This is a genomic window from Sphingobacterium siyangense (assembly GCF_023277505.1).
In the GTDB taxonomy this organism is placed as follows: domain Bacteria; phylum Bacteroidota; class Bacteroidia; order Sphingobacteriales; family Sphingobacteriaceae; genus Sphingobacterium; species Sphingobacterium siyangense.
In genome coordinates this window covers 463,212-477,566 of record NZ_CP080574.1, presented here as the reverse complement: position 1 = coordinate 477,566, position 14,355 = coordinate 463,212, and the positions used below count along the sequence as shown (strand labels likewise).

The following is a 14,355-nucleotide window of genomic DNA, read 5'->3' as shown; positions in this document are numbered from 1 at the left end:
CGCATAATGAAAAATTTAATAAATAAAACCGCTCCAATCATGCTAGCAATCCTTTTGATGGCTCCATTACTATGGACAAGTTGCAAGGAAGACATAGGCATTACCGCAGCAAGACAAGGAGAAAAACCGAATACCTTAAAGAATCTTGCCTATGAAGAAGCTCCCGGCGGAGCAAAGATCAGCTACGATTTACCGACTTCAGCCGACTTACGCTATGTGAAGGCAACCTATACATTGGAAAATGGGAAAGAAATGGTCACTAAGGCCAGCATATACGATAACCAACTTGCTGTGCAAGGATATGCTGCGATAGGTGAACACGAAGTTAAGCTTGTTGCTGTTGCGGTTGGTGATGTGGAGTCTGATCCTGTTACCATTAAAATCAAGACAGGAAAGCCCAATTATATCATTTTAGCCGAATCGTTTAAATCTAATGATTTTTTCTATAGCACATTTGGTGGCGTAAACCTCAAATTTGAAAATAAAGATGCGGCAAATATTATTTTAAGTGTATTCAAATATGGGGAAAATCCAACCACCAAAGAGATCGGTTGGAATGTCTTAAACGAGACCTATACAAAATCCAAAGAAGGTGTTATTCGCGTTCGTGGAGAACAACCGATCGCAACAACCTACGGTATTGTAATACGCGATCAATGGGGTAACGTATCAGACACCATTCGTCGCAATTTAACACCACAAGAAGAATATGAAATCAACAATTTATTAATTTACAACGGCATTACTGCCTATAGCGATATGAATAGAAATGGTGATTACATCAGCAATTACAATGCACAAGGCGGAAGTGCCGAAATGCAGGTATCACTATTTGATGGAATTGAAGGATCACCATATTATATCACAAACAAGCAGTGGTGGAGGAAGGCTGCTCCGATCCCATTCCAATTCACGTTGGATGCCCGTAAAAAGGCACAGGTAAGTCGGGTCAAACTTTGGGGTCGAAACGACAATTATGGGCTATTGTTTCAAGCTACACACCCAAAAGAATTCGAACTTTATGGCAGTAATTCACCTGCACAAGATGGCTCCTGGGATTCTTGGACATTACTTGGAACATTTGAAGGCGTCCGTCCATCCGGCCTAGCCTTTGGCACTAACGCAAATAGTGAGGATCAAGATTATGCACGTAAGGGAGAAGATTTTGAAGTAAACTGGGACAACCCGAGCGGATTCAAATATTTCCGCATAAAAGTAAACTGTACATGGAACGGCGTTCGAGAACAACCACTAGGTAATGCCCTCACAGTTGCTATATCAGAATTGAAATTATATGGAAAATACGTAGACTGATAAATTATGAAAAAGATATTGAATTATATGCTGATCGTATTGGGTACTGTCCTTTTAACCTACAGTTGCAAGCCGTCAGACTACTATTATGGGGAATACCTAAAAAATGGGGAAATTTACTATCCGGGCCGGATAGATTCGCTATCTATTATCCCCGGTAACCAAAGAGGGATACTACGGTTTAAGGTAACGACAGACCCCAAAGTGAATAGTGTTAGAGTCTATCTAAGGAGCAGTCTCTCGCCTACGCCAGAAGTAAAAAATTATCCGATAGAAGGTAGCGAACATGGTAAAATCAAACTCATCACCTTAGATGCACTTTCGGAAGCAACATATACTGCAAACGTTTATTCATTTACCAGTCAGGGTGATAGTTCTCGATCAGTAACCTCGAGTCAGTTTATTTACGGTCAGAGTTATATACGGACCCTTGTAAATCGCTCATTTTCAAAATTTGACAAATCAAATACCAGCGAGCATTTCCTAGTGTTGGCGCGAGAGAACAACCTACCTAGACAGGGCACATTTTACCCAATGCAGTTTACGGAAGTTACTTATCTTAACACTTCAGGAGATTCCACGACAGTTCGCATTACCCCCTATGAGGACTTTGCAAGCTTAAAAAACATTGTAAGTCCAAGTACAGTCAAATACAGAACTGTTTACAAACCTGTACAAGTTTCCATCGATTATTTCTATACTGCATTTACAGAACAGAACTATAGCAAATAGTGCGAATGCCAACAAAATTATAACTATTGCGACGATACTTGGTAAGGTAAATAACAGCGATTTCCTTACATGCATTTTTTGATCTCGCAGATTACAACAGAAAAGGTTAGCGGGGAAACGCTTCTAAAGCAGTTCCCCCGCTAACCTTTTTTAACTATCTTTTTTTAGATACATTTGTGCCATAATTGGAAACTAAAATGGATAGTACAATTGCACTTTGGCTGAAACAAATCGCAGAAGGCGACCGAACTGCATTCGATGCACTATATAATCATTTTTGGAAAACAATTTACCAATACGTCTACCCCAAAACTAAAAACACCGAAGCAACTGAAGATATCCTGCATGACTTATTCTTGAGTATCTGGAAAAACCGGAGTAGATTGCAAGAAATCAATAATATCGAATCCTACCTCAAAACTGGCGCACGCTACCTCACCTTCTCCTACTTCAATAAAAATCACGAACAGCATAGGGTGGATATCGATAAAGTAGATATCATCCTCGATGATGCGCCAATCGAAGATCGCTTACATTACCGCTATCTATTGGACCTCATTCAAGAAGAAATACAAAATCTTCCTGAACGTTGCCGAATTATTTTCAATGAAAGCCGCATCAACCACAAATCCATCAACCAGATAGCCCTTGAATACGGCCTATCAAAAAGTACCGTTGAGAATCAAATAAACAAAGCTCTAAAACGTTTACGCCTAGTTACCAAAGACTTCCACACCTTTCTCTCATTTTTTTAATTTTTTTTCATTTTAGCGTAGGTGCTTTCAGTTTTTTCGATGACTATATCTATACAAGGCTAACCAAACGACCTGTGAAGTCATCATGATGTATTCAAGTGATACAGGATAATGCATATCACTGATAACTCAATCATAGCTGAAACAGTCGAAGGCAACATAAATCTCTTAAAGAGACTGCTTACAAATGAATAAATAGATTTAACTAGATGAAAGTACCTAATACGCTGCAAAAACTAATCAAAAACTATCTATTGGGCTTCGAAAATAAAGCCGAATACGATACCTTGAAAAAATGGTTTGAAGAAGCTGAGGCAAACAACATGCCCAAGGATAACGATATTCAAGCAACTCAGCACCGTATACTACAACGTCTAAATCATAGTATGAGATTCCCCGAACCTAAATCAATTGGCTATAGGTATGGGATTCGTATAGCGGCTTCGATTACGATTGCGCTCGGTTTTGCCATGGGCTACTTCTACTATCAGCATGCAGTGTTCGACAAAATAGCACCTGCGCAAGTAGCGATGATACGCCCCGTTCAGGAAAATGTACAACTTACTTTTGAAAATGGAGCAGTCGTCATACTCAACAACCAAGGTAAAGCTACCCAAGCCATTGAAGGCGTTCAGGAAATCAAAAACGGAGAACTTGTCTATAATGACAATGCAAATCACATCGTTCAAAATACGCTTTCAACACCTCGAGGGCAACTATTTAAAATTGTACTTCCAGATGGGACCAAAGTATGGATGAATGCGAATAGCTCCTTGAGCTACCCTTCGAAATTCATAGGCCCAGAGCGTTTAGTTGAATTACATGGTGAAGCCTATTTTGAAGTTAGCAAAAATCCAGAACAACCATTCATTGTAAAAACAACTGATCAACAAGTCAAAGTTTTGGGTACCCATTTCAATATCAATGCCTATGATAATGATCTTACGACGCAAACAACACTTGTTGAAGGTAAAATTGAAGTACAACATCAGCAGCAGAAAATACTCTTGACACCCAACCAGCAAGCGAATTTTAAAGGCACTGCTCTTAGTAAGAAAAATGTGGATGCCGCGGAGTATATAACCTGGCGTGAAGGTTATTTTACCTTCCATAATGCCACAGCAAATGAAATCATGCAACAGTTAGCAAGATGGTACGATCTCAACGTCCGTCTTGACGACTCCGAAATAAACGAACGATTTAGTGGAAAAATCAATAAGCAGATGAATTTGCAGGAAATCCTAACCGTCCTCCAAACTGCTGGATTGAATTTCGACATCGTACAGAATAAAAATCAACAAAAAACAATCCTACTGAAAAACTAAATTATTAATACTGAACTTAAAAAACATTAACCTAATGCAAAACAATAGGAAGGCCAAACCTTCGGTCCCATGGGATAACCATGTCCAAATTTCATCAAACTCAGATGCCATCACCTGGCCTCGGGCTATTCTGGAGAGCAGTAATGACAGCAAATTACCCCCCGTATTTAACCGAAAAAACAAACTGCGTTTTCACCTTGTTTCGGCACTTTTGACGATCAGCTTGATGCAGCTCTATGGTACAACAAATGCACAGCGCATCTCTATCAACTCAAACAAATCGTCCGTCAAACAAGTTTTTCAACAACTGGAAAAACAATCTGGTTATAGTTTTTTCTATAAAGACGTTGTACTCGAAAAGATCAAGGATACCGGTGTTAAATTTGAAAACGGAACCTTACAGCAGGCACTGGATGCCATTCTAAAACCGAATGGCCTCGACTATGAGATTGTTAATAAGACAGTGGTGATTAAACCAGCGCCCAAAAAGTCCTCGAATAACAGCAATGTGAGCGAAATCCGGCAACAGTACATTACTGGGAAGGTACTTGATGAAAACGGAAAACCCGTTGAAGGTGCCTCCATACGGCAAAAAAATGATGATAAGAAATCCGTTAAAACCAATACGGATGGAGTATTCGTTCTGCCTATCACTTCATTGAATGAAATGTTCATTGTCTCCTTCATTGGTTACGAAAATCAGGAAATCAAAGCATACTTGTCTATCAACGGAATGGTTATTAAACTTCGCAGGCAGGACAACATGATCGAAGAAGTCGTAGTTACAGGAACAGGAATCAATAGAAATAAGGACAGCTTTACAGGTACGACCACAAAATTCTCTGGTACTGAATTAAAAGCAGTAAGCAACAACAACATTATTCAAAGTTTGAAAACTTTAGATCCTTCTTTTCTGCAAATTGAGAACAATCTAGCAGGTTCGAATCCCAATGTCATGCCAGTGATTGAAGTACGTGGCAAGAGTAGTATTCCCAGCTCAACACTTACAGACCAATTTGGGGCTGATCCCAATCAGCCATTATTTGTATTGGATGGGTTTCCAACAACAATACAGACTATTGTTGATCTTGACATGAATCGTGTCGCATCAGTAACCATATTGAAAGATGCTGCTTCAACAGCGTTATATGGTTCACAAGCGTCTAACGGCGTTGTTGTTATAGAGACTATAAAACCAAAACCAGGTGAGCTACAGTTTACGTACACACAGGATTTTAGGTTCGAAATGCCCGATTTGTCCGCATACAATATGATGAATGCCACCGAAAAATTGGAATTCGAAAGACTCTCCGGGCGTTACAATTCATCGGTAAGCCCCACACATCAAATCTATCTCGATAGCCTATACAATCAACACCTTTCATTTGTAAAAAAAGGAGTTGATAGTTACTGGTTAAGTGAACCGTTACAAAATGGTTTCTCAACCAATAACTCAATTAATGCCGCTGGTGGAGACGAGACCTTTATCTACAACCTTGGCTTAAACTATAGGACAGGAAAAGGAGCCATGATTGGATCAGGAAGGGATAGCTATAGTGGTAGTATCAACCTAACTTATCGAAAAAATAAGGTAAATATCAACAATATTACCTACATCAGAGGGAACAAGACAACCGAATCTCAATATGGTTCATTTTCCACCTGGGTAAATACAAATCCCTATTATGAAAAAAATTTGGAAACCCCATATTTGGAAATCAGTCGTAAATCAAACTCCTCTGTCGACTTCTATGTTGCCAATCCATTATATGATGCTATGCTGCCACAATATAATAAATCCAAAAACCTAGAGGTACAGAATAACTTTAATGCCAACTATGACATTACGGGTTATCTAAGAGCAAATGCTGCGTTACAAATAACAAAAGGGACAACAGAAGGAAAAATCTATAAATCGCCCGAGATGAGCGATTTCTTCGAAACACCAACCTTAAGGAAAGGAAGATATACGGACAGTCGAAATAACAATTTTTCCTATCAAGGAAATTTTATGTTGACCTTTTATAAAACCTTCGCACAAAAGCATCAATTAAATGCAAACTGGCGCAATACAATCGCTGAAAACAAAAACGATGCCTATCAAACTGTAGCTGAAGGATTTCCGGCAGGAAACACGGGCAATCCGCGTTTTGCCTATAATTATTTACTCGATGGCGCTCCACTAGCATCAAGTAGCACATATCGTACGGTCAATACAACACTAAGCGCAAATTATTCTTATGATAACCGCTACCTATTTGATATCGTGTACAGGCTTGATGGATCAACGGCTTATGGAAGTAATAAACAATTCTCTCCCTATTATGCCGTCGGTTTAGGATGGAATATCCACAAAGAAGCATTCGCAAAAAAAATGCCCTGGATAAACTCGTTACGGCTAACCGGAAATGTGGGTGTCACAGGTAATCAGAATTTCGCTAACATCAGCTCAATTTCATTATACAATTATACCAGTACAAATTATAACCAGTTCGGTCAGGGCGTAACACTTAATATGTTGGGGAATCCCAATTTAGAGCCCCAAAAAACACAACAGATCAGTACCTCTTTAGATTTCAGCCTATTCAACAATCGTTTTACAGGTTATATCAATGCGTATAACAAGAAAACAGATCCTTTAATCGTTCCGGTAGACTTACCGTCCTCAACAGGCGTATTTTCCTATCCCTATAATATTGGCAGTCTAACCTATAAAGGACTGGAGACTAAACTTACGATTTATCCGATTTATAATCTTGAAAAAGGAGTCACGTGGAATATTGGGCTTACCGCCGCAAGCTACAAGAGCCAATATGGCGGATTTGGAGACATTCTAAGAACCCTCAACAAACAGCAGGAAACATCCAAATCCTTAATCAGATATATAGACGGAAATAGTGCTGAAGCTATTTGGGCGACCAAATCCCTGGGGATTGATCCGACCACAGGAAAAGAAGTTTTCTTGACTAAAGATGGACAATACACTTTTGATTATAGCGGTGCTGACGTAGCCAATGTCGGAAATACCGCTCCTAAAGTCGAAGGGGTAATTTCTACAAACCTTCGAATCAAAGGATTTACATTTGGACTAGGGCTCCGCTATAGACTAGGCGGCGATATCTTCAATACTGCATTATTTGACAAAGTGGAGAATATTAACTTCACCAACATTGTAAATAACCAGGACAAACGTGCACTATATGACCGATGGCAACAACCAGGAGATATTGCACAATTTAAAGCAATCTCCCAAACGACAACTACACCGATATCGTCACGATTTGTCCAATCCTTAAACACGCTCAGTAGCGAAACCTTAAACATCGGTTATCTCTTTGACAAAGGTCCTTGGCTACAGCGCATGAAACTAAAATCACTGTCTGTCAACTTGATGGCCAATGACTTCCTTTATTTTTCTACCGTCAGAAGAGAACGCGGTATATCCTACCCTTATGCTAGAACATTCGCCTTCTCTTTCAGAGCATCATTTTAATTATTGACTTATGAAACGCACTATTAAAATTCTCCTAATTCTGTTGACAACTATAACGTTTTTCTCCTGCAAAAAATTTTTAGATGTCCAACCAGAAGACAAAGTCTCCGAATCTGAGTTATACAGTTCCAAAAACGGCATCAGATCCGTACTCAATGGTATCTATTTAGATCTTGCAGGAAACCAGTTATATGGAGATAATCTTACACTTTCTACCATCGAAATCCTCGGTCAGCGCTACAATATTAGTTCTGAGCACAATCAGTATAAGACTTCAACTTATGCCTACAAAGATAAACCAACTGTAGACCGTATGGAGAACATCTGGTCGAATGCATATGCGACCATTTTAAATATTAACGTCTTTTTGGAGAATCTGGATAAATACAAAGGTATTTTGGATCAATCCACAGAAAATAACTATCGGGGGGAGGCAATTGCCATGCGCGCATTCCTGCATTTCGATCTATTACGTTTATATGGCCCTCGATACTCAACGGCAGATTCTACCAAGCAGAGTTTACCTTATTATAAAAACAGTAAAACTGAAGTAAATCCTTTATTACCCGCCAATGAATTTATGGACATCGTATTAGCGGATTTAAACATTGCCGAAACCTTACTTCAAAACGATCCTATTATCACAAAGGGGGTAAACGTTGCCAAACCAGAAGATCTCGTCGATTTTCTAAGCAATAACAGAAATTACAGGCTTAATTATTACGCCGTAAAAGGCCTCAAGGCGCGAGCTTATCTCTATCGTGGTGACAAAGCCAGTGCATTAACTACAGCTAAAGAGGTGATCGCTGCAAGCGACAAGTTTCCATGGACGACTTCCGCCAATGCTTTAGTTGAAAAACAAAATCCTGATCGTGTATTTTCAACAGAAATGCTATTTGGCGTGATGAACTCCCAACTATACAATCGTTATCTAACCTGGTTCGATCCTTCAATTAGTGAAAGGCAAATATTGGCTCCAACGCCAAGTCGCTTAGCAACCGTATATGAAAATAATGAAAATGATTATCGATACAATTTAAACTGGCAGATGCCTTCCAATGGATCAAAACCATATAAAACTTTTCTTAAATACGCAGATGTCGTCGACAAGACCAAAACTTTTCGTTTTAGCGTTCCACTGCTCAAAATAAGCGAAATATATTATATCGCAGCCGAATGTGAGCCCAATACTGCCGACGGAATAGCTCTGCTCAATATAGTCCGCGCCAACCGGGGCTTATTACCTTTGGCAACAACTGTAAACATTTCGACCGAGCTACAAAAAGAGTATCAAAAGGATTTATTCGGAGAAGGACAGCTTTTTTATTACTACAAGCGAAGAAACGTAACCTCCGTGGCCAATGGCTCTGCAACAAGTGGCAACGTAACGATAAACTACAACGTTCCTCTCCCAGACTCTGAATCTATTTATAGACAATAAAATGCTAACCATGAAAAATATACACTACCTATTCCTAGCTTGCGCAACTATTGCTTGCCTCTTTTCATGTGAAAAAGAGCTCCACAAGTATGAAGGAAAACCTACCGTTTATTTTAATGAAACTGCACGGCCCCTCGCCTATTCTTCAGAGGTCCTTAAAGATTCTACAGTGATCTCTTTCAGCCTGATTAAAGGAACAACAGTCGATTCGCTTGTGCATATGGTCATTGCCACAATAGGAAACTCAGTAGATAAAGATCGGCCTTATAAAATAGCCATAAATTCATCTTCTACTGCAATCGAAGGCAAGCACTATCAAATGATAACCAAAGATTTATCGATCAAAAAGAATCAACTTCGGGATACGATATGGCTCAGATTTATGAGAACTCCTGATATGAAGGATCAAAATTTCATACTCAGTTTTGACCTCCTCGAAAATGAAAATTTTTCAGCCGATATGCAGTATAAAGTGACGAACCAGACAACTGGTCAAAAGCTGCATTTTATTAATTATAGATGGTTTATTAATGATATAATAAAAAAGCCGGCGCGTTGGCTGGACTTCTATCTCGGGACTTTTTCCCGTAAAAAACTCAACTTAATGGTTGAAGTCCTTAATGTCGACCCACAATATATGGATACCAATATTTCAATTGCTGAAACATTGGCTTATGGTAAATTTATGCAACGGTATCTGAATGAGCAGAAAGCAGCGGGCAACCTCATCTTAGACGAAGATGGCCAACCGATGAACATGGGTAGTTCCGCGCAATAGCTTACAGACTTAAAATAAAAAAAATGAAAATAAACATCTCATATTCAATTATTAGCTTCTTGATCACATGTATGTTCTTGGGAGGCTGTAAAAAGGATCTTGGAAATTATAATTATTCTCAAATAAATGAATTGGATACGATTACAGAACTACCCAATGAAGTCACTGCCCTTATCGGCAAGGACCTGAAGTTAAACCCCAAAATACAATTTACGCAAGACAGTAAGTTTGTTGAAGATAATTATCAATACCAGTGGGCTTACATTGGCTCCAATGGTCTGGGAGGTCAGGAAATATTCTCACTAAGTGAAGAAAAAGATCTGAACATTAAAATGAATCTCGTTGCAGGAAGCTATCAGGCATATTTTTCAGTCACAGACAAACAGACTGGAATAAAATATACACGTCCTTTCAAACTTAAAGTGGTCAACGAAATCAATGAAGGTTGGATTATGATGAACGAAGCCAATGGAAAGGCCAGAGCTGATATGCTCGTGTTAAATTCATCCAACACCTTTGATGTGTATAACGACATTTTAGCATATACTGGATCGGAGCTCACATTAACAGGCAAACCTGTCATGACCTACACATACGCAACGGGGTTACTGCTCGGACCAGACAAGATCAGCTATGGGCTGTATTTGGGCACAACAACCGGCACAACCAAGGTAGATCCCAATACCTTTAAATGGACAAATACCATGGGACTGTCCTATGAAATGATTGGCACAATTCCAGCCGGATTTTATGCCGATGTAATCCAACAAAGAAATGGCGGATCGTCCTATTTATTAGGTGACGGAAATGCCTACTTTTACGAACGGGCACTCAATATCTTTTACTCGACTCCGATCAATTACATTGCTGCCGAAGAAAAAGGATTTGAGGTAGCCCCTTTCATAGGGGGACGGCATACAGACATCTCCAATCCCATTATATTATATGATAAAACGAATCGAAGATTTGTGCGTCATGTATCCACTGCCTCAACTTGTACTACTCTTTTCGACCCAGAAAAAGATCTTAGGTTATTCAGTTTTAATACAGGTCTAGATATGCTGTATATGCGCTGGATGGCCTACAATGGTGGTGAGATCTTCGCTATCCTAAAAGAGCCCAATGGGTCAAAAAAATACCTTGTGAGGTTCAACGCTGTCAGCACCGCACAAACTTACTACAGCGAAATAATTGGCACAGACATAGATAAAGCAGAACTCTTTGCATTTAACCCCGAATTCGGATACCTATTTTACAATGTTGGTAGTAAAATTTATGAATACGACATGACCTACAAAACCTCCAAACTAATGGTGGACCTAGGGGATAAAAAAATTAGTTATTTGAATTTCTATGAATTCAAAAATACTACAAAATATACTAGTGGGAATAAACTCATGGTAGGCTTTTATAACCCTAGCAAAGCAGATGGTACCGAAGGGAGCTTAAACATTTATAACGTTCCAGGGCTAAATGCAAACATTGTGCTAGATAAATCATATACAGGTTTTGGCCGAATCAAAAGCTTAACTTATCGCGAACGCTAAATGTCAAAATATATTTTTCTTCATACTATTCCCATATATCGATTTGAGGGAATAGTATGAATTTCAACAAGCTTCAGTCCGAAATGGATTACGAGCTTGATCGATAAGTCAATAACCCTTGTATTACACTAAACAGATTAAATCATCCTTCAAGCCAATGAGCATAGGGGCATGATAGAGATTATAAGCGATTTTATGCAATATCTACAAATTAAAAGGTCATTTTTGCTTGGATTATATGCGTTGACAGGATTCTATTGTCACGCTCAATCCGGGACTGCCTTTACTAAAACCCTTTTCCAAACTTTCCAGCAGAAAGACACCGCTTTCATAGCTGGAGAATTGGCCCCCAACTTCTCAATAGCAGGACATACAGATGCTGGAGCCAGATTTCGTTTGAACCAAATTGTTAAAAATTATCCAGTTTCAAAAATTGAGTCAAAAACAGATAAAAAAACAAAAAAAGGCTCTCTAATAAACCTAGACCTAATTAGTGCGGAAAATAAAACGGTGCATGCACAAGCTTTACTAGATTCATCTGGTAAATTAATACATCTTTCATTATTCGACGAACTCTACGGGGTCAAGCGCATGGAAAAAACAAAATTACGTGCTATTATCCCCTTCGAAAACAAAAACGGCTCCATTTATCTCCAGGTCAAAATCAACGGAAACGAAAAACCATTACGACTATTGTTTGATACTGGAGCGGACGGCATGGCTGTAAATCAACAATTAGCCAATGCTATTGGCCTAAAGGTCACAAGAGAGAATAATGCTTCTGTGGTTGGTGGCAATACCAAAATTCAAGTATCGGACAATAACAGCATTCTATTAGATACTTTAAAATTAAACGGACAGGGTATTGCGATATTCCCAGAAATGGGGAAAGAAGGTGATGGTATCATTGGTAATACATTGATTCGTCAATTTATTACCCACATCGATTACGACAAAAACTTAATTTCGCTCTATGATTTTGGAGATTTTCAATATAAAGACAAAGGAACTACCGTTCCGATTACAATGCCCGCGGGAGTAATGATTCTTCCCGGCCAACTTGAAATCATACAAGGCAAAACGTATACAGGACATTTTGTATTCGATACCGGAGCATCCTATGACCTCATCTGTTTCCGTCCCTTTGTACGCCAAAATAAGTTACTTGTTAGTGGATTTAAGCCCGAAGCTCAGGCAGCAACCGTAAGCATGGGCGTCTCTTCACCGACCTTCTCCGGTAACAGTTATCAATTTGCTATTTCACCACTACCCGCCGTAAAAGGTTTACCCATTACATTAATGGGAGGTAGTTCCGCAAACGAGCAATGGAAGCCAGGATTTGACGGATCCATAGGCGTCCGACTCCTCAGCAGATACAATATCACAATCAATCTAGCAGATAATGAGGTCCATTTTTCACCGAATAAGCTACATACCGCCCCGCAAGACTTTCTGGTAAAAAACTATCAATTTGGATGGGACAATGTTGGTCGACTGAAAGCCTTAGGAATAATAGGTGCCCTTGAAAACCCCGATGGTTTAAAAGCAGGGACCATAATTCAAAGGGTCGACAATTACACCGAAGATCAACTGAAGAAAAAACCGATGCTGATTGAAGAAATAAGACTAAAAGCAAAGGAACAGCCCATTGTCATTACTGTTGCCGACAATAAAACGATTACAATTTAACAACTGAGAGGCCCTAAATATACAATCGCTCAAAACACAGATTAGATGAAAAAAAAGATCTTCTATATGGTCACAACCTGTTGTGGTCTGCTCTTATCATGCCTGTTGCATGCGCAGGAAAAAATAGTTCAAGGAACTTATGCCGAATGTCAAGCGCTGGCAAAAAAAGAGAACAAGCTTATCCTTATTGACCTTTACTTTGTCGGATGTATGCCCTGTGCGGAAATGGATAAGCAAGTATTCCCAGACCCTGCTGTGGTCAGTGAACTCAAAGCCAATTATATTCTCTACAAAACCGACGTGATGAAGGAGATGGACGGCAAAAGACTGGCCCGAAAATACGGTGCCCCCGGTTTCCCAACTTATGTTATTGTAAATCCAGATGGAAAAACGCTATTGACCGAATCAGGATTCTTTGGGGTAGACCGATTTGTCCCATTCTTAAAAGAAGCCGTTCAGCGCAGCAAATCCGAATTATTTCTAGCCTTTAATAATAGTCTGGACAATAACTATCCAGCGCCCTATAGTGAGCGGTTTATCAAGACTGGTGAGAAGCACGATTTTGCAGAATTAGAAGGCTATCTGGATCAACAAAAAGACCTTTTCGGCGAAGCAGCATTTTTAGCCAATAGCGTTACCTCATTCCCGAAATACAACGATTGGGTTTACACACACCTACCTCAACTCATCAAGATGTACGGTAGTAATCTACTTCGGAATAAAATTTCAGCAATGGCATCAAAGAAAAGCAAACAATATGGTTCTGCGCAACAGCTGGACAGCTTAGAAAGTATGCTCACTTATATTCGTCCAACTTTTAATGACAAATTATGGGATACCTTCTTACCCGCGTTTATCTCCAATTATTACACAAGCTCCAAAGATGCCGATACCTATTTGAAATTGATCACGCAATTCAATCTTTACACGACTTGGGATCTTAGAAGCAATGCATTGGGACAAGTCATCATAGACCAAGCGAAGGAGCCTAAAATACTAAATAAAATATTAGCCGAATACCAGCAACAGCAAAGTATAGGGCGACTAGATGTCATCGACAACTACCGCTTGACCTTACTTTATTACTATCTAAAAGACTTTAAAAACGCGACAAAATCTGTGCAGACACTCTTAAACGCTGATCTGTCTAGCTCCAATCATTCCACACTAAAAAAAGAAATACTTGCCTTGAAAGATGCTATAGATAAAAAGAATCCAGATTTATTTCAAGCGAAAGATATCAAGAAAATTATTCCATTTACACTTAGTTAAACCAATTCA

General features: G+C 39.2%; 10 protein-coding genes. All 10 read left to right on the top strand.

The genetic code is table 11. The features are described 5' to 3' along the window. Positions 1 to 39: 39 nt before the first annotated feature. Complete coding sequence (locus tag K2F45_RS01890; protein ID WP_248932952.1) at positions 40 to 1,314, top strand: DUF5000 domain-containing lipoprotein; 1,275 nt, start codon at positions 40 to 42, stop codon at positions 1,312 to 1,314. Between the two features lie 6 nt (positions 1,315 to 1,320). Then, a complete protein-coding gene (locus tag K2F45_RS01885) occupies positions 1,321 to 2,046 on the top strand; it encodes a DUF4998 domain-containing protein (RefSeq protein WP_248932951.1) in 726 nt (241 codons plus the stop codon). A 197-nt stretch (positions 2,047 to 2,243) separates the two neighbouring features. After that, complete coding sequence (locus K2F45_RS01880; RefSeq protein ID WP_075990743.1) at positions 2,244 to 2,801, top strand: RNA polymerase sigma factor; 558 nt, start codon at positions 2,244 to 2,246, stop codon at positions 2,799 to 2,801. A gap of 209 nt (positions 2,802 to 3,010) precedes the next feature. Continuing rightward, positions 3,011 to 4,126, top strand: coding sequence for a FecR family protein (locus K2F45_RS01875; RefSeq protein WP_248932950.1), 1,116 nt, complete (start codon positions 3,011 to 3,013; stop codon positions 4,124 to 4,126). Between the two features lie 34 nt (positions 4,127 to 4,160). Then, the gene (locus K2F45_RS01870) at positions 4,161 to 7,619 is read left to right on the top strand and encodes a SusC/RagA family TonB-linked outer membrane protein (RefSeq protein ID WP_248932949.1); all 3,459 of its coding nucleotides are present in this window, start codon (positions 4,161 to 4,163) and stop codon (positions 7,617 to 7,619) included. Between the two features lie 10 nt (positions 7,620 to 7,629). Then, positions 7,630 to 9,060 carry a RagB/SusD family nutrient uptake outer membrane protein gene (locus tag K2F45_RS01865; protein WP_075990741.1) on the top strand — a complete coding sequence of 477 codons (1,431 nt, stop codon included), beginning with the start codon at positions 7,630 to 7,632 and terminating at the stop codon, positions 9,058 to 9,060. Between the two features lie 10 nt (positions 9,061 to 9,070). Continuing rightward, the gene (locus K2F45_RS01860) at positions 9,071 to 9,838 is read left to right on the top strand and encodes a DUF4843 domain-containing protein (protein WP_172840637.1); all 768 of its coding nucleotides are present in this window, start codon (positions 9,071 to 9,073) and stop codon (positions 9,836 to 9,838) included. Between the two features lie 23 nt (positions 9,839 to 9,861). Next, positions 9,862 to 11,385 carry a PKD-like family lipoprotein gene (locus K2F45_RS01855; RefSeq protein ID WP_083663459.1) on the top strand — a complete coding sequence of 508 codons (1,524 nt, stop codon included), beginning with the start codon at positions 9,862 to 9,864 and terminating at the stop codon, positions 11,383 to 11,385. 171 nt (positions 11,386 to 11,556) lie between these two features. Further along, positions 11,557 to 13,074: a retropepsin-like aspartic protease gene (locus K2F45_RS01850; protein WP_248932948.1), complete on the top strand. Its 1,518-nt coding sequence runs from the start codon at positions 11,557 to 11,559 to the stop codon at positions 13,072 to 13,074. A gap of 45 nt (positions 13,075 to 13,119) precedes the next feature. Next, a complete protein-coding gene (locus tag K2F45_RS01845; RefSeq protein WP_248932947.1) occupies positions 13,120 to 14,346 on the top strand; it encodes a thioredoxin family protein in 1,227 nt (408 codons plus the stop codon). The last annotated feature ends 9 nt before the right edge of the window (positions 14,347 to 14,355 follow it).